The sequence below is a fragment of the Arthrobacter sp. D5-1 genome, assembly GCF_017357425.1.
Lineage (GTDB): Bacteria > Actinomycetota > Actinomycetes > Actinomycetales > Micrococcaceae > Arthrobacter.
In genome coordinates, this window is sequence record NZ_CP014571.1 from 3,589,777 (window position 1) to 3,606,901 (window position 17,125).

Here is a 17,125-nt window from a genome sequence, read left to right on the forward strand (position 1 = left end):
AAGTACATGACTGACATGTTCCTCGAGAAGTTCCGCGCGCTGGTCCCAAAGTATCTCGAGGATGAATGGCAGGAAGAAGACGGCCTCACGCCCGAGGAACTGGACGACGCCCTCTCCGATCACACGTTCACCATCCCGCTGGTCCTGCGCGAGTTCTACCTCGCAATCGGTGGCTGCGAGGACCTCATGGAGGCGTACCACTACTTCTGGGACCCCGAGGAACTCGAAGTAGATGACGAAGGTTTCCTCATGTTCCTTGAGGATGAAGACGAGCAGTTCACCTGGGGCTTCCGTACCGCCGACCTCAGCATCCCCGATCCCATTGTCTGGCGCCGCAACAACGCCCGCGGCCAGTGGAAGAGCGAGGAAGGCACGTTCTCCGAGTTCGTGTTCGACATGTTCGAGTGGGCCTTCAACGACGACGAAGACTAATTCCCCTGGGGCCTCCGTGGCTTCCCGACCCTGTTAGAACGACTTTCAGCCCCTATGTACCCTCTATTGGTTGCATAGGGGCTGTTCTGTGTTCAAAGAAGGTCAGGACGCCACGGAGTTTGAGGTTAAAAGGAATGGCCCCGGTTCGTTGCAACGTTACGAGTCATACGCTGCACCGAACCGGGACCACAATCTCCGTTCGCATCAGACCCACCGGAGGCATTTAGTGGATCCGTGAATAGCTTATGACAACTCTGTCACATATGCAACTTCCTGGGTCAATGTATTTTTTCGCATCCCGTGATCGATTTACAGCAACGTTGAGTTATCCACATAACGACGAAATGCCTATCCCGGACCCCGGCAGGCACGGCAACCATGGCCAGATGGACCTCGTCGAATTCCTCCGTCTCCGACACGGAGTCGCCCGCACACTCGACCTGCAACGAGCTGGATTCACTGAGCGAAAGCTGGCTGCCGCGATCGAGTCCGGGCTGGCCACCAGGTTGAAACGCGGCGTCTACGCTGCCAAGGGGGCAGACCCGGACGTCGTTGCAGCCTTTCGACTGAATGCCAGACTGACGTGCATCTCGGCAGCGAGGTTCTACGGACTGTGGCTGCTTCATAAGCCGCAAGACCTCCATCTCAGCTGCGGCAACGGTGTTCCCGCTCCGGCAATCATTGATCACACCTCCTGCGCCCATCCCCGGCACCCTTATCTTCCGGTTGCTGGTGTGGCCGATGTGCTGCTGCATGCTTTGAGGTGCCGGCCTGAGCTCGAGTCACTGGTCTTGGTTCAGAGTGCCGTAAGTCAGGCCCTGCTGGGCACTGACTTTCTCAGGTCAAGACTTCCCGGGAACCGGAATGGACGGGCCCGGCAGATACTCGATCTGGTCTTGCCTCGGGCAGACTCCTTACTGGAAGTCTTGGCGCACACCCACTTTCGGCGGGCCGGACTCCTGGTCCGCATGCATGTTCAGTTGCCCGGCGTCGGCGAAGTCGACTGCCTTATCAACGGTTCCCTGGTCATCGAACTCGACGGCGGCACTCACTTGGAAGGCAGGCAGGTGAAGAAGGACCAGTACCGGAACAATGCGAGCATGCGAGGCGGCTTCCTTGTCCTTCGCTATTACTACTCCGACGTCGTTCACCATCCGGAAAAGATGGTGGCTGAGGTGCTTGAAGTCCTGAATAACAGGGAAGCCGGGCGTTTCGGACCGTCACGCTGGACGCCAAAGTGGGTACCGGCGTCGTGATGTGAGCGGAAAGTGTGGCGTCCTGACCCTCTTTGGGACCACAACAGCCGCTATGCAACCCAATGAGGGTGCATAGCGGCCGTCATGTGCTCAAACAAGGTCAGGAACTAACGCAAAACTAGCTACTGCGGTCCACCACGGCATGCGCGAAGTTGGTCAGCGAGGCCTTCACCACTCCCTCGGGCAGCGGGGCCAGGGCGGCGACGGCTTCCGCGGACCACTGGCGGGCGATCTTCCAGGACTCGTTGGTCACCGGGTGCTCGCGCAGTCCGGCCACGGCCTCAGCCAGGGCGGCGTCGGAGGACAGGTCGCCGTCGATCAATTCCAGGAGAGCAGTGGCCGAGGCATCTCCTGCAGCGGCGTCACGGCGCAGCAGCAGCACAGGCAACGTGGGCACGCCTTCGCGGAGGTCGGTCCCCGGGGACTTGCCGGACTTGACCTTCACACCGGTGACATCGATGACGTCGTCGGCGAGCTGGAAGGCAACGCCCACCTTTTCGCCGTATTCAACCAGCAGGTTCTCGTAGGCTTCATCGGCGCCCGCAAAGATCGCACCGAGCTGCCCGGATGCGGCCACCAAGGACCCGGTCTTGTCCGCGATGACGGACAGGTAGTGGTCCACGGGATCTTCGTCTTCGCGCGGTCCCACGGTTTCGTGGAGCTGGCCAAGGCACAGGCGTTCGAAGGTTCGTGCCTGGATGCCCAAAGCGCGGGAGCCGAGCTCGGACACCAAAATGGAAGCACGGGCGAAAATCAGGTCACCGGTGAGGATGGCCACCGAGTTGCCCCACACTTCATGGGCTGTGGGAGCGCCGCGGCGGAAGGGAGCGGAGTCCATCACGTCGTCGTGGTAGAGCGTTGCCAAGTGAGTCAGCTCAACCACCACCGCAGCTTGGACAACCTCGGGACGGGAGGCATCGCCAAGGTGCGCACACAGCAACGTGAGCAGGGGGCGGATCCGCTTGCCACCGGCTTCAACCAGGTGACGCGACGTTGCATCAGCCAGGGGGTCGGAGTTGGAGATGGCTTCGCGGAGCTTCTTCTCCACCCGGGCGAGGTTGGTGGTGATGGCAGGACCCAGCTCCGGATCTCCGGCAATAGCGGCAAAACCGGCGGGCAGTTGGAGTCCCGTTGCGATCGCGGTGGTGTTGGGAGCAGGCTCAACAGCCTGCGGCAAGCCGTGCCCGGCATGAGTCCAGCTGTGTTCGGCAGAGTTCGTCACGGGTTAACCCTAACTAGTTGGTGCGGAAACCGCGGTGTCGGAGCCTGCCGGCGTCAGGGCACGGGCAGAGGAAGTGTTGGACGTGGCCGGAACCAGCATCTCGAGGACCCGGATGACACGGTCCTCGAAGCCCTTCGCTGCGGGGTCGGTGAGGTTGGCGAGCATCCGGACCACAAAGCGCATCAGCACAGGAATCGGCATCCCGGTTCGCAGGGCGAGCTTCATCACGGCAGGCTTGCCGATCAGGAATGCGAAGGCCCGACCCAGCGTGAAGTGCGATCCCCACTGGTCCCGCACGTAGTCCGCGTACCGCGAGAGGTGCGCGTCGGCGTCGTGCGTTGACCAACCGGCTGAAGCCGAACGCGCGGCACCGTCGATCAGGAACTCTGCCGCGAACCGCGCGGACTCCATGGCGTAGGAGATGCCTTCGCCGTTGAACGGGGACACCATGCCACCGGCGTCGCCCAGCAGGAGCAGCCCGGGTGAGTAGTGCGGGGTGCGGTTGAAGCCCATGGGCAGCGCGGCGCCGCGGATCTCCCCCACCTGGTTTTCAGGGGTGAAGCCCCATTCCGTGGGCATACCGGCGGTCCATTCGCGCAGAACCTGCTTGTAGTCGAGCTTGCCGAACTCCTTGGAGGAGTTCAGGATGCCCAGGCCCACGTTGGAGGTGCCGTCGCCAACACCAAAGACCCAGCCGTAGCCGGGCAGCGGCTTGCCGGATTTGCCGGGAAGTTCCAGCCAGCCTTCCATCCAGTCGTCGTCATGGCGGGGGGACGTGAAGTAGGTACGTACGGCGACACCCAGTGGACGGTCGTCGCGCTTATGCATCCCCAGCGACACGGCGGTTCGTGTCGAGTTGCCATCTGCGGCGAGGACGACGTCGGCATGGAAGTCGCGCGTTTCACCCGTCTTGCGTCCGGACTCGTCAAGGATGGACGCCCGTGCGCCGATGACGCGACCGTCGTCGGCGGTCAAAGCGGAGGTAACGCTGTGGCGTTCAAGAACGACGGCGCCAGCGGCCTCGGCGTGCCGGGCCAACGATTCATCGAAGCCAAGACGCGTGCGGATCAGGCCATACGTGGGAAAGTCGGAAACCTCGGGCCAAGGCAGTTCAATGGTGCGACCGCCGGCGATGAGGCGGAGGCCCTTGTTCCGGCGCCACCCGTCCTCCACAGCATGGGACAACCCAAGCTTCTGGATCTCGCGGACGGCGCGGGGGGTAAAGCCGTCGCCGCACACTTTCTCACGCGGGAAAGAGGTCTTTTCCAGCACCGTGACGTCGATGCCCGCCTGGGCGAGGTAATACGCGGCGGTGGACCCGGCCGGGCCCGCGCCAACAATCAGTACTTTCACGTCGTCCTAAATCAGCAGGCGGTACGGGGTCAGCCGGCCTGTTGGCGCGGCTTGATCTGGCGGCGAAGCTTGGCCACGGGAACACTTTCGCGGTGCTCGGCGGGCTTCTGTGCACGGTGCACGGCGACGATGCCGCCGCTGAGGTTGCGGTAAGTAATGTCGGTCCAGCCGGCGTCGCTGAGCCACTGCGCCAAGTGATCCTGGTCCGGCCAGGCACGGATGGACTCGGCGAGGTACACATAGGCGTCAGGGTTGGAGGACACCTTGGTGGCGATGGCCGGGAGCGCACGCATGAGGTACTCGGTGTAGAGGTTGCGCCACAACGGCACTACGGGGTGCGAGAACTCGGCGATGACCAGACGGCCGCCGGGCTTGGTGACGCGCAGCATTTCCTCGAGGGCCTTACGCGGTTCAACGACGTTGCGCAGGCCGAAGGAGATGGTGGAAGCGTCGAAGCTGTTGTCTGCGAACGGCAGGTTGGTGGCGTCACCGGCGATGAAGTCGATGTCCGGGCGGCGGCGCTTGCCCACTTTCAGCATCCCCAGGGAGAAGTCGCAGGCCACAACGTCCACGCCGGCGTCTGCATAGGGTTCGCTGGAGGTTCCGGTGCCGGCGGCGAGGTCCAGGACCTTCTGGCCAACCTTCACGTCTACGGCATCAACCACGATCCTGCGCCAACGCCGTGTCTGCCCCATGGACAGGACATCATTGACGACGTCGTATTTTGGGGCGACATCATCAAACATCGTCGCAACTTCGTCCGGACGCTTTTCCAAGGATGCTCGGTTCACCCTGTAATTGTCTCAGACATTCAGCCGACTTTGCTGCGCTGTAGAAGTCGGCTCAGATTCTGGTTGTCCTCGGGAGTACTGTTGTTCCATCATGACGAGCACGCTCCGCACCTTGACAGTCCCCCTCGATGTTAAATCATCCTCCGGGGGGCTGCCGTCGTTTCTGGTGCGGGACGACGTTCTTTGCTGGTCCCGCCGCGAGGCCGGACTGGTGGGCTACGGCGAGCTGACCCGCTTCAATGCCACCGGGCCCGAGCGTTTCCTTGAGGCCGATATCTGGTGGCGGCACCTCATTCTTGAGGCCGAAATCACTGATCACGTGGAGCTTCCCGGTACCGGCCCGGTGGCTTTCGGCTCGTTCGCCTTCTCCAAGACCTCCCCGCACGTGTCCCGTTTGATCCTCCCGGAGCTGGTGGTGGGAATCCGCGATGGCCGCGCCTGGGCAACCCAATTAACGTTCGACGACGCCGCCCTCACCGAAGCGGGCGTCCTCGCCTCCGTGCACCGCTGGCTGACTGAACCGGAACCGAACGGTGAGGATCCAGCGGCGGGAGGGTCCGGCGTCGTGCTCTCAACTGAGGTGATTGCCGCAGACGGTTCCGCCGGCCACCTCAGCCATGGTTCCCTCAGCGAGGCTGCGTGGATGCAGGCAGTGTCCAACGGCGTGGAGGAGATCCGCGCCGGGAAACTGGAGAAGCTGGTGTTGGCGCGCGACGTCGTCGCGAACCTTCCGGAGGGCGTCAACGCTGCGGAGGTACTTCGCCAGCTCGCCGCAAGGTACCGCGAGTGCTGGACGTACGGCGTGGACGGTTTGGTGGGCGCAACGCCAGAGATGCTGATTCAGGTGGAGGGCCGCACCGCACAGGCCCGTGTGCTGGCAGGAACCCTGGATCGACGTGACGCTGATGGCATGGACGGCTCCCCCATGGAATATGCGGAGCGTGTCCTGGCTGGATCCGAGAAGCAGCGGCATGAGCACGAGATTGCGATCGATTCCCTGACGCGTCAGCTTGCACCGTTCTCGGAAGCGATGAACGCGCACAGCGAACCGTTCATTCTTGAGCTGCCCAACGTGTGGCATCTGGCCTCCGACGTGAAGGCAGAGTTGGCGGACATCGAGGGTCACGTCCCCACGTGTTTGGCCCTGATCAACGCGCTGCATCCCACGGCCGCAGTGTGCGGAACTCCGACGCTGGTTGCCGGTGCGTTGATCCGCAAACTCGAACACTTGGACCGGGGCCCGTACGCCGGACCCGTCGGTTGGCTCGACGCCGCCGGCAACGGTGAGTGGGGTATAGCGCTTCGCGGCGCGGTGATCGAGGACGCCAACACGGTGCGCCTGTACGCAGGGTGCGGCATCGTCGAGGGCTCCCAGCCGGAAGCTGAACTGGCGGAAACATGGGCGAAATTCCGGCCGATGCTTGAGGCGCTGGGTATCCGCCGCTGAATCTGGGATTCCAGACAGATCCCTCTCGGACATGGTTGATAAGTGCGTAGACTTGTTATCCAATAGTGAAACTTCGTTTCCTGTGATGCACATCTCACGTTCGGCGCTACACTAAAACCGACTCAGTTCAGCATCCACCGCAACAAAAGGTAAACAACATGCAGATCTCCCGTTCGGTTCTGTCCGGCACCAAGATTGCCGCTGTGCTCGCAGCCGGCGCACTGGCCCTCACCGCCTGCGGTGGCTCGTCCACCCCGGCTGCCACGGACGCCTCCGGCCTCAAGCTCATCAACGCCGGCAAGCTCACTGTGTGCTCGGACGTTCCTTACGAGCCCTTCGAATTCCAGAAGGACGGCAAGATCGTCGGCTTCGACATGGACATCGCAGCCGAGCTCGCCAAGGACGTCAAGGCCGAACTCAACGTGGTGGACAGCTCCTTCGAAGCAATCGAGACCGGCACCGCCCTGACCGGTTGCGACGTGTCCATCTCCTCGATCTCCATCACCGACGTCCGCAAAAACGTCATGGATTTCTCCACCCCTTACCTGGATGACGATCTGACCCTCGTGGCCACCTCGTCCTCCGGCATCAGCAACATCGACGGCGCCAAGGGCAAGAAGGTAGGCGTCCAGCAGGCCACCACCGGTGCCCAGTACGCCAAGGACAAGGGAATCGACGCACAGCAGTTCGAGGATTCCGGCCTCCTGGTCCAGGCCCTCAAGGCAGGCACCATCGACGCCGCAATCGGCAACCAGTCCGTCCTGGGCTACGCCATCAAGGACGACTCCAACCTCAAGCGCGTTGAAGACTACGCAACGGGCGAGAAGCTGGGCATCTCCATCAAGAAGGGCAACACCGCTATGACGGACGCCGTGAACGCCACGCTGAAGCGCATCACCGACGACGGCTCCCTCAAGAAGTTCGAGACCACCTGGTTCGGCGAAGCCACCAAGTAGTCCGAGCCCAGGCTCCCCCAGATCCACGCAGGCGGGCCCCGAAACGACACGTTGTTTCGGGGCCCCACCTGCGCAACATGAATGTGAGAACCCCATGGCAATGACTGCACGTCAACGAGCCAAAGTCAGTTTGTACGTCCAGGCCGGAATCTTCGTCGTGGCCGTGGCCGCAGTGATCCTCGCTGTGGACTGGAAGACGATTGGCACCAGCGTCTTCAACTTCTCCAAAATCGGGCCGATGTTCCCGGACATCTTCCTGGTGGGCCTCAAAAACACCCTGATTTACACGTTCCTCGGATTCGTGGTGGGCTTGTCCGGCGGCCTTCTGCTGGCCCTGATGAAGCTCTCGTCCTTCCCGCTGTACCGCTGGCTCGCAACGGGATATATCGAGTTCTTCCGGGGTGTTCCCGCACTGCTGGTCTTCATCGCCTTCGGCTACGGCGTTCCACTGGCCTTCGGAATCCAATGGGACGTGAACATCATCGTGATGGTCTCGCTGGGTATGGTGGCAGCGGCGTACATCGCTGAAACCCTCCGTGCAGGCCTCCAGGCCGTACCCAAGGGTCAAATGGAAGCAGCCCGTTCCCTGGGCATGCCGCAGTGGCGGGCCATGGTTTCGATCGTCATCCCGCAGGCTTTCAAGATCGTCCTGCCGCCGCTCACCAATGAGATTATCCTTCTCACCAAGGACTCCTCGCTGATCTACGTCCTGGGTCTCACTGCGTCCCAGTACGAGCTCACCAAGTTCGGGCGCGACGGCATCTCCAGCCTCGGAGCCGGCCTGACGCCGCTGCTCGTGGCCGGCGCCTTCTACCTGGTCATCACCATCCCCTTGAGCCTCCTGGCACGGAAGTTCGAAAGCCGCTCCGCGCGGACGAAGCGATAGGCAGGACAGTCATGAATAACTCCACTGGGAGCACGTCCGGCGTTCGCGCTGCGGGCGTCGACATCAAAGACCTTCGCAAGTCCTACGGCAGCAACGAGGTCCTCAAAGGGATCTCCCTGACCGTTGAACCTGGTCAGGTAGTTTGCTTGATCGGGCCCTCGGGCTCCGGCAAGTCCACCCTCCTTCGCTGCGTTAACCTGCTCGAGCAGCCCAACGCCGGCACCATCAACGTGGGCAAGTTCGAGGCCACCGACCCCGACGTGGACCTCAACAAGATGCGCCAAAGCGTTGGAATGGTGTTCCAGCACTTCAACCTGTTCCCGCACCTCAGCGTCCTGGACAACTGCACCATCTCGCAGACCAAGGTCCTCAAGCGTTCCAAGTCCGAGGCCTCGGACGTAGCGCGCCACAACCTGGAGCGCGTGGGCCTGGGACACCTCGCCGACCGCTTCCCGGACCAGCTCTCCGGTGGCCAGCAGCAGCGCGTAGCTATTGCCCGCGCACTGTCCATGGACCCGCAGCTCATGCTTTTCGATGAGCCCACCTCTGCCCTCGACCCCGAAACCGTGGGCGATGTCCTGGCCGTCATGCGCAAGCTGGCACAGGAAGGCATGACCATGCTGGTGGTGACCCACGAGATGGGCTTTGCGCGGGAAGTGGCCGACCGCGTGGTCTTCATGGATGCCGGTGTTGTGGTCGAAGAAGGGCCGGCGGAAAACGTCATCAGCGCCCCCACCCAGCCCCGCACCAAGGAATTCCTGCGCCGCGTCCTGGATCCTACGCACATTGGTGTGGAGGAAGCCTAGCTCCTTCGCTTTGCTCCGCCGACGGGCGGGCGGCACTCCTTTTGTGGGTGTTGCCCGCCCGTTTTGCGTTGGGTAAGGCGCGGACGGGTTTAGCCATCCCGGGCCGGGCTTAGCCGGTTGTCAGGACCTGGCCCACAGCAGCCGAAATGGCCTCCTTGATCCGTGCATGGAGCGCCCGCAGGCCCGTCCGGTCCACGCTCACCTCCACAATGGTGCGTCCCTTGAGCGGCGCCCTGAGCGCCGAGGCAAGTTCCGCCGTCGTACTTACCGCTTGATGTCCGACGCCGTACGCCGCCGCGAGTGCCGCGATGTCCACTGAGTGCGGGGTGCCAAACAAGCGTTCGACGGCGGTGCCGTAGGCACCTGAGTCCTCCACGGCGCCGTGCTCAAGGAGGCTGAAGATCGCCCCGCCGGAGTCGTTGAGCACAACGATGCGCAGATCCGGCACAGGTTCACCGTGGCCGAGGAGCAAACCCCCGGCGTCGTGGAGGAAGGTGACATCGCCCAGAAGGACCGTGGTTTCGCGTCCGCTGCCCAAGGCAATGCCTGTGGCTGTGGCGATGGTGCCGTCGATGCCGGCGAGGCCGCGGTTGGCGTAAACACTGGCAACCGGTTCGGGGTGGGGCTGTCCGGCGAGGTCGACGTCGCGGATGCCGTTGGAGGACCCGAGCACCAGCTGCCCGCGGGAATGCTCCCAAACCGTGGCGCCGACGGATGGGCCGCTGGCAAGGGTCTCCCCCGCGAGCACTCCATCCAAGCCGTGTTGGGCGGCAGCGCCGGCGAGGAGCCAGGAATCCAACCATTCGGTTGACCCGCGGCCGGCGAATTCTGCTAGCTCGGGAAGGGTTTCGATGGGCACTTCGCGGCGACGGCCGGCTTCGTACCAAGCAACAGGAACGGGCTGGTAGATGGCTGTCTCTACTGATTCGCGTGCCAGCAAGGCGGCCACGGGACGGGACAGAGTGGCGCGGCCAAACAAGACCACACGTTCGATCGGAGATGCTGATTGGGGCCCGAAGTGCTCCAGCAACACCCGGTACGGTCCCACTGCATTCGGGCCAAAGCGTGCATTGGACGACGGCTCGGCGAGCAGTGGCAAGCCATGGGCGCGGGCGAAGGCCTCCGCCACAGGGCCAGCGTCGTGACCTGCGAGGACCACGGTGCGTCGCTCAGCGAGTTCTCTGGATGCTTCCGGGAGAACCAGTGCCTGGGGTCCGGCGTCGTAATGAAACACGCCATGTCCCCCAGCCGTCGGAAGCGCGTCACCGTCGGCTGGTACCAAGGGGTCGCGGAAGGCAAGGTTCACTTGGACGGGGCCGGGCGGGGTGTCCTCGAGGGCACCGGTTGCTGCGTACAGAGCCGTGGCAACGGCTTTTTGGGGATGGTCGCCGGCGGGAACGTCGACGGCGAATCTCACGTGATCGCCGAAGAGGTCCAGTTGGGTGGTGGTCTGGTTCGCCCCGGTTCCATGGAGTTCTTCCGGGCGGTCCGCGGAAATGACCACCACGGGAACGGCCGAATGGTTGGCTTCCATGACGGCCGGCAGGAGGTTGCCAACAGCCGTGCCGGACGTGGTTACCACCGCCACGGGAGCTTGGGTGGAGAGGGCCAGTCCCAAGGCAGTGAATCCAGCATCCCGCTCGTCGATGCGGACGTGGAGCCGGACGCGGCCCGAAGTTTCTGCTTCAGCGAGGGCGTAGGCCATGGGTGCGGAGCGCGAACCCGGCGCCACCACCACGTGCCGCACACCGCCGTCGAGCAGTGCCGTAACGGCGATCCGGGCGGCACCAATGGATGTCAGAGAGTCCTGGGAAGTCACCGTTCCAGTCTATTGGCGCAGGCGAGCCCTCAATGTTCTCTCACATCCCGGCCCACATCGGACATCCCTCTCTCACATCCCGGCCCACATCGGACATCCCTCTCTCACTAGGGTGTCGCCGTTGTTCCGCACCTCGGGCGCTACCAGTTGTGGCGCAAGCCGCCAGAACGCGGGAAGTGACAGAGCGTCCGGCTCAAAGACGCGGGAGGTGACAGAGCGTCCGGCTCAAACACGCGGGAGGTGACAGAGCGTCCGGCCCAAGCACGCGGGAGGTGATAGAGCGTCGGGGAATACAAAGTGCTCCCCCACCCGGCAACCCGGGCGGGAGAGCACTCGTCATGCGCAAGTACAAGAACCTACTTACGGAAGACCTGCACCACCGAGGGGCGGGGAGCCCGCGCCGCACCCGCAGCGGGCGTAGCTCCGGCCGGGACGTAGTCCGGGAAGAAGGAGTTCTGCGCCGCGAACGAGCCATCTTCACCTGGGTGCTGGACGGCGACGAACACTGTGCGCTCTTCGTCGTGGATGATCGGACCACAGGTTTCAGCGTCGCGGGGAACGGCAAGGAACTGCTCAACCTTGCCGCGCTCAGGTCCTTCGAGGGTGACCTTGAACAGGCCGTCGGCGTAGCCAATGGTGCCGGGGGCGCCGTCAGTGGAGATCCAGAGGTTGCCCACGGAGTCGAAGGCTACGTTGTCCGGGCAGGAGATCGGCGAGACCTTGTCCGCCGGGAAGCCTGAGAAGTACGTGGAGGTGTTCTTGGCGGGGTCACCGGCCACCAGCAGGAGGTTCCAATTGAACTTGGTGCCTGTCTGCTCGCGGCCCTCGGTAATTTCCACGACGTGGCCGTCACGGTTGAGGGTGCGCGGGTTGACCTCGGTAGCGCCTTCCTTGCCCGGCTTGCCGCGGTCCGTGTTGTTGGTGCAGGCCACGTAGACCTTGCCGGTACGCGGGTTGGGCTCAACATCTTCGCAACGGTCCATCTTGGTAGGCCCAACCTTGTCGGCGGCCAGGCGGGTGTAGACCAGGACCTCCGGAACGGTCATGCCGGGAACTGCGGAGGTGCCGTTGACTACCAGGGGCAGCCATTCGCCGGTGCCGTCGAAAGCGCCATCGGCGGGAAGCTTGCCGGTGCCGTCGATGTCGGCAGGCGAATCGCCCGTGAACTTGGCAACGTAGAGGTCACCTTCGGAGAGCAGGTTCATATTGTTCTTGCGGGCCTCGCGGGAGTCCCCGGCCTGGTACTTGCCCTTGGAGACGAACTTGTAGAGGTAGTCGAAGCGCTCGTCGTCGCCCATGTACGCCACTACCTTGCCGGACGGGGCAACAATGACGTTGGCGCCTTCGTGCTTGAAACGGCCCATGGCGGAGTGCTTCTTGGGAGTGGAGGTGGGGTCGAACGGGTCAACTTCAACAATCCAGCCGAAGCGGTTGGTCTCATTGGCGTAGCCCGGGTTGCGGGTGTCGAAGCGCGGCTCGTCGAGTTCCCACTGGCGGGTGGTCGGCTTCGCCGAAATTCCATAGCGCTTGTCGCCATCGCTGGTCCCCGGGGCAGCGAAGTAACCGTTGAAGTTTTCTTCGCCGGAGAGGATGGTTCCCCAGGGGGTGGTTCCACCGGCGCAGTTGCCCAGCGTGCCCTTGATCCAGCGGCCTGCCGGGTCATCGATCGTCTTGACCAGGTTGGTACCGGCCGCGGCGCCCGTCAGTTCGTAGACGGTGTCCGTGAGGAAGCGACGGTTCAGGGGTGCTCCCTGGACGTAGTTCCACGGCTTGTTCTTGTTCTTGCGCTCGAGCTCCACCACGGCAAGGCCATGCCCTGCCCGGCCGATGGCACGTGCCTCTTTGGGGTCGAAGCCCTCGGGCAGCATGATGTTCTCGTTGGTGTACTCGTGGTTGCTGAAGAGCACGGCACGGCGGTCCTTGGAACCCGGGATAGGCAGGATGTCCGTGTAGTCGTTGTTGTACCCGAACTGGCGGGCCTGGGCTGCGGCAGTCTGGGCGTTGAGGTCGAAGGCAGGCGAGTCGGCAAAGAGGGGGTCGCCCCAGCGGATGACAGGCTTCCAGTCGAAGCCCTCGGGTACGGTGAAGGCGTCCACCGCTGCGTCTACCGGCTTGATGGCAGTGAACTTGAGCTTGGACTTGTCGAAGCCCTTCTTCGCGGCATCGGAGAGTCCGTTTCCAGGGTCGGCTACGGCGGTCTCCCCACCGGTCACGGCACCACCGAGCACGATGGCGAGCGCTCCTGCGGCACCGAGGCCCAGGGCGGCACGGCGGGACATGGCTGTAGAAGCAATGTCGCGGAAGTAGCCGTTGGCGCTGGTGTTGCAGACATCGCCGGAGCAGGCGTTGTCGCACTTCAAAGCACAGGTAACCGCGCTTCGCTTGCCCTTGGTGTGGCCGAGCATGGGGAGCAGCGGAAACGTGCGTCCGGTGGTTTCAGACATGGGGAAGACCTTCCAGAGATGTACGAGGTTCCCGCTGAGCCTTTCAGCGGAAACCGAATCTGAGAGGTCTCTCCGGTTAAGAAACGGTGAACAAAGGATGCTGGTTTCCCGCCAGGACTGCATGCACCCTGCGAAGCCGGTCAAGCCACCAGTCCCTGCGTTCCCCCGAGGCCGCGTACTCCTCCAGCAGCCCGGGGTCTGCGACAGCCTCGCGGACGTGGATGGCGCCGTCGTCGGCCACCAAGGGGTCCAGCGAAACGTCGGAGGCAAACAGCGAAACGGTGCCAAGTCCGCATGCGTAGGGAAGTGAGGGCAACGCGGCTGCGAGCGCGAGTCCGGCGCGGATGCCCACAGAGGTATCCAGCGCGGAACTGACGACGGCGGGCAGCCCGGCTTGCTCCACGATGTCCAGCGCCCGCCGGACTCCCCCGAGTGGAGCGACCTTGACCACAAGGAGGTCCGCGGCGCCTGCTCTGGCTACCCGAAGGGGATCGTCTTCCTTGCGTACGCTCTCGTCCGCAGCGATGAGGACCGGCGTCCCAGCGTCAGTGAGCCTGCGGCGGACCTCGGCCAGACCCTCAATGGTGGGTACTGGCTGCTCGGCGTACTCAAGGCCGACAGCCGAGAGCCTGCCCAGCGCTTTCACTGCCTGCTCTACGTCCCATCCCCCATTGGCATCCACGCGGAGGGCGGCCTCCGGCAAAGCTTCACGTACTGCGTTTACCCGCGCAACGTCGTCATTCAACGACTGCCCACGCTCGGCAACTTTGATCTTGACCGCGTCCACCCGCCCGAAGCGCCCCAGCACGTCCGGGACGCGTTCTGCTGAAACGGCGGGAACCGTCGCGTTGACCGGGATGGTGTCCCTGAGCTGAGGGGGAAACCCAAGCCAGCCGGCTTCGAGGGCGGCCGCCAGCCAGCGGGAGGATTCGTCGTCGTCGTATTCGGGGAACGGACAGAACTCGCCCCAGCCCATGGGCCCGCGCAAGACGAGCGTCTCGCGCTCCATGATGCCGCGGAACTTCACGCGCATGGGGAGTGAGACCACATGGGCCGAATCGAGAAGTTCTTCGAGTGGGGGAAGCGCAGGCATAGTGCCACTGTACCGGCGGCCTGCCGGCTCGATCGCCGGTGAATCCGGCTATGTGGACAAGCTAACCGGACCAGTAGTTCCGGCCCCTGCCCAAGGCATCCCCCAGCTGGACGCCGGACAATTCGAGGGAGCTTTCCGGTAGTCCCAAGGCCTCCCACCTGGCTACCAGCGTTGTGTCCCCTTCCAGCGGCAACGGCCACAACCAGTAGCGGCCGGCGAACTGGACATAGTCGCCGTTATTACTCCCTCCGCCTCCACCCAAGGTGGTCAGCACAGGCCCAGTGACGTCGTCGGTGTCTTCGAATGCCGCCGGTCCGTGGAGGGCAGCGACAGCCTTGCGTCCGTCTGCAAAGGAGACGCCTAATTGCAGCCCCGTCCTGGGGTCCAGGCTGGAGCGCGGATGGTTGTACGACTCTTCCACGATCTCCCGCCATTCCTGATCGGATTCATCCATGCGTCGAATAGACCACACCAAGTCCAGCAGGCAACCCGTGGAGTAAACCTCCACCAGTTTCAGGGCCACCACCATCCGCGGACTGGTGTGGAGAAAACCACCGGGAACCACTCCTGGCAGTTCGTCCGACGGCGGCCCGGCCCACCCCGGCCTGAGCGGTTGTGGTTGACGCGCCTGTTCGGGAGGCTCCGGAAGGTCGTCGAAGAAGCTCATAAACCACTCTTACACCACCTCACAGGCGCTGGGGAGAGGTGTGTGGCAACCGAGAGACGGCAATCGCGATATTCTCGGAATACGACTCAATGTGGGGGAGATATGACTCAATCAACACCCGGTTCCACGACGCCTCCCGGCTGGTACCCGGACCCTTCGGACCCCCGGTTGGTCCGCTGGTGGGACGGCCGCGCCTGGACAGCCCACCAGGCTCCCCGGCAGGCTCCGCAGCAGGTGCAGTACGCACCGGCTTTCAAGGCTCCGCGTACCCCGATCAGCGAGCAAACACCGGTCTACAACCCTTTCATTTGGGCCATCACGTTGCTGCCCTTGGTCTCGGTATTGTTCATGCTCACCTGGCAGCCGGAGTTCCGCGTCATCACCACGCGTCAAGGCGTCACCACCCTTGACCCCTTCTCGATCTATACGCCGGGGTACTTCCTGCTGATGGCATCGAGCCTGGTGATCTATGGCCTTTCGGTGTTCTTCGCGTACCTGGACTATCAGCGGTTGGCGAGGTCCGGCGTCGTACGTCCCTTCCACTGGGCCTGGACGTTCCTGAACTCGGCGGTCTATGTCATTGGCCGTTCCGTCATCGTCAATAAAGTGGCGCCCAAGCGCGGGCTGTTGCCGGTGTGGATCACCATCGCCGTCTTTGTGATCAGCATGGTGGTGGCCGGCATTTGGACGTCCAACATGATGCAGACCATGATGTCGTCCTTCGGTTCGTCCCTCACCACGTAGCGCCAAAGGGAAACCTCACACGCGTTAGGTAGACTGCTGTCAACGACCGGAAGGACTCTCCGCCATGAATCGCAAGGCCACTGCCCTGGATGTCGCCAAACGTGCGGGCGTGTCCAGAAGCGCGGTCTCGCTGGTTCTGAACGGCCGGGGCGATGGGAATGTGGCCAAGGAGAGCCAGGACCGGATCCGGGCGGCGGCGCTGGAGCTGAACTACTCCCCCAACGCGATCGCACTCAGCCTGCGAAATCAGCGTTCACGGGTAATTGGCATCCTGTCCGATGAAGTGGTGGTCAGCCCGTTCGACGGCAACATCATCGGTGGCGCGGATGACATCGCCCGCAGCCGCGGCTTTGTCACAGTTGTCATGGACACCGAGCGGGACAGCGCCCGGGATGCCGGCGCCATCGAGACCCTCCTGGACCGGCAAGTGGATGGGCTCATGTACGTCACTGTGGGCTTGAAACCGATCGACGTGCCGCAGGGCATGCTCCGCGTACCGTCCGTGCTGGCCAACTGCTACGACGCCCTCCCCCAGCCGCAGCTGCACCACGTTATCCCCGATGAGGTCACCGGCGGCCGCGAAGCTGCCGAGCACCTGCTGCAGCTGGGTCACCGGGACATCGCACTGCTGGCAGGATATGAGGACTCACCGGCCGCGCCACTCCGCGTTCAGGGGTACCGGGATGCGCACGCGGCGGCCAACGTTCCTCTACGGAGCGACCGGATCTTCATGGCCGGATGGGATATTGATGCCGGCTACCACGGCGCAATGAAACTGCTCGACGGCGTGTCCCCGGCTGAACGTCCGACGGCCATTATGTGCGCGAACGACCGGCTGGCCGTCGGGGTGATGCTTGCGGCTGCACGGCTTGGGCTCAGCGTCCCTGATGACCTGTCCGTGATGGGCTACGACGACGAAACCCGGATCGCGGACACCATGGTCCCGTCACTCACCACCATGGCGTTGCCGCTGCGGGAGATCGGCCGCGCCGCCATGACCACGCTGCTGGACGCCATCGAGGGAACCAACACCATAGGAAAGGGGACCACCGTGGAAACGATGGTCCCCTGCCGCCTCGTCATCCGGGAATCGACCGGCCCCGCACCCACCCGCTGATTCCTCACGTTGCGAGGCCCACTCCGCACCCCTCGACACACCCATAACGTGCAGAACAGGCCCCACAACCAGCGCACGACGCCGGCCTGCCG

The 17,125-nt window shown here is 63.5% G+C and carries 15 protein-coding genes; 8 read left to right on the forward strand and 7 right to left on the reverse strand.

Features of this window, described 5'->3' with window-relative positions; genetic code table 11:
* Positions 1-6 precede the first annotated feature (6 nt).
* Positions 7-432: a hypothetical protein gene (locus tag AYX22_RS16530; RefSeq protein WP_207594356.1), complete on the forward strand. Its 426-nt coding sequence runs from the start codon at positions 7-9 to the stop codon at positions 430-432.
* A 386-nt stretch (positions 433-818) separates the two neighbouring features.
* Positions 819-1,688 (forward strand): type IV toxin-antitoxin system AbiEi family antitoxin domain-containing protein, encoded by an 870-nt coding sequence (locus AYX22_RS16535; protein WP_207597622.1) that lies wholly within the window; start codon positions 819-821, stop codon positions 1,686-1,688.
* Positions 1,689-1,806: 118 nt separating this feature from the next.
* On the opposite strand, the gene AYX22_RS16540 is transcribed toward AYX22_RS16535, so the two are convergent.
* Genes AYX22_RS16540 through AYX22_RS16550 form a run of 3 tightly spaced genes read right to left on the reverse strand, consistent with a single transcriptional unit; the run spans position 1,807 to position 5,054 of the window.
* On the reverse strand, positions 1,807-2,910 hold the full coding sequence (locus AYX22_RS16540) for a polyprenyl synthetase family protein (protein ID WP_207594357.1): 1,104 nt from the start codon (positions 2,908-2,910) through the stop codon (positions 1,807-1,809).
* Between the two features lie 9 nt (positions 2,911-2,919).
* The gene (locus AYX22_RS16545) at positions 2,920-4,263 is read right to left on the reverse strand and encodes a geranylgeranyl reductase family protein (protein WP_207594358.1); all 1,344 of its coding nucleotides are present in this window, start codon (positions 4,261-4,263) and stop codon (positions 2,920-2,922) included.
* 29 nt (positions 4,264-4,292) lie between these two features.
* Positions 4,293-5,054: a demethylmenaquinone methyltransferase gene (locus AYX22_RS16550; RefSeq protein ID WP_089595934.1), complete on the reverse strand. Its 762-nt coding sequence runs from the start codon at positions 5,052-5,054 to the stop codon at positions 4,293-4,295.
* Between the two features lie 91 nt (positions 5,055-5,145).
* Here AYX22_RS16550 and AYX22_RS16555 point away from each other — a divergent pair, with 91 nt between their 5' ends.
* The 4 genes from AYX22_RS16555 to AYX22_RS16570 all read left to right on the forward strand — a co-directional run bounded on the left by AYX22_RS16555 (position 5,146) and on the right by AYX22_RS16570 (position 9,149).
* Complete coding sequence (locus AYX22_RS16555) at positions 5,146-6,501, forward strand: isochorismate synthase (RefSeq protein ID WP_207594359.1); 1,356 nt, start codon at positions 5,146-5,148, stop codon at positions 6,499-6,501.
* 158 nt (positions 6,502-6,659) lie between these two features.
* Positions 6,660-7,457: an ABC transporter substrate-binding protein gene (locus tag AYX22_RS16560; RefSeq protein WP_207594360.1), complete on the forward strand. Its 798-nt coding sequence runs from the start codon at positions 6,660-6,662 to the stop codon at positions 7,455-7,457.
* 94 nt (positions 7,458-7,551) lie between these two features.
* Positions 7,552-8,343: an amino acid ABC transporter permease gene (locus tag AYX22_RS16565; protein WP_089595937.1), complete on the forward strand. Its 792-nt coding sequence runs from the start codon at positions 7,552-7,554 to the stop codon at positions 8,341-8,343.
* An 11-nt stretch (positions 8,344-8,354) separates the two neighbouring features.
* Entirely contained in the window at positions 8,355-9,149 is a 795-nt protein-coding gene (locus AYX22_RS16570; RefSeq protein ID WP_207594361.1) for an amino acid ABC transporter ATP-binding protein, read from the forward strand.
* Between the two features lie 109 nt (positions 9,150-9,258).
* Here the strand turns inward: AYX22_RS16570 and menD are convergent, their stop codons facing one another.
* The 4 genes from menD to AYX22_RS16590 all read right to left on the reverse strand — a co-directional run bounded on the left by menD (position 9,259) and on the right by AYX22_RS16590 (position 15,172).
* The gene (menD, locus tag AYX22_RS16575) at positions 9,259-10,968 is read right to left on the reverse strand and encodes a 2-succinyl-5-enolpyruvyl-6-hydroxy-3-cyclohexene-1-carboxylic-acid synthase (protein WP_207594362.1); all 1,710 of its coding nucleotides are present in this window, start codon (positions 10,966-10,968) and stop codon (positions 9,259-9,261) included.
* Between the two features lie 356 nt (positions 10,969-11,324).
* On the reverse strand, positions 11,325-13,412 hold the full coding sequence (locus AYX22_RS16580; RefSeq protein ID WP_207594363.1) for a PhoX family phosphatase: 2,088 nt from the start codon (positions 13,410-13,412) through the stop codon (positions 11,325-11,327).
* A 76-nt stretch (positions 13,413-13,488) separates the two neighbouring features.
* Positions 13,489-14,505, reverse strand: a complete 1,017-nt coding sequence (locus tag AYX22_RS16585; protein WP_207594364.1) for an o-succinylbenzoate synthase — start codon at positions 14,503-14,505, stop codon at positions 13,489-13,491.
* A 61-nt stretch (positions 14,506-14,566) separates the two neighbouring features.
* Complete coding sequence (locus tag AYX22_RS16590) at positions 14,567-15,172, reverse strand: hypothetical protein (RefSeq protein ID WP_207594365.1); 606 nt, start codon at positions 15,170-15,172, stop codon at positions 14,567-14,569.
* A 102-nt stretch (positions 15,173-15,274) separates the two neighbouring features.
* Between AYX22_RS16590 and AYX22_RS16595 the strand changes: the two genes are divergently transcribed.
* Together AYX22_RS16595 and AYX22_RS16600 are read left to right on the forward strand one after the other, a co-directional pair.
* Positions 15,275-15,916 (forward strand): DUF2510 domain-containing protein, encoded by a 642-nt coding sequence (locus tag AYX22_RS16595; protein ID WP_207594366.1) that lies wholly within the window; start codon positions 15,275-15,277, stop codon positions 15,914-15,916.
* Positions 15,917-15,980: 64 nt separating this feature from the next.
* The gene (locus tag AYX22_RS16600) at positions 15,981-17,033 is read left to right on the forward strand and encodes a LacI family DNA-binding transcriptional regulator (RefSeq protein WP_207594367.1); all 1,053 of its coding nucleotides are present in this window, start codon (positions 15,981-15,983) and stop codon (positions 17,031-17,033) included.
* Positions 17,034-17,125 lie beyond the last annotated feature (92 nt).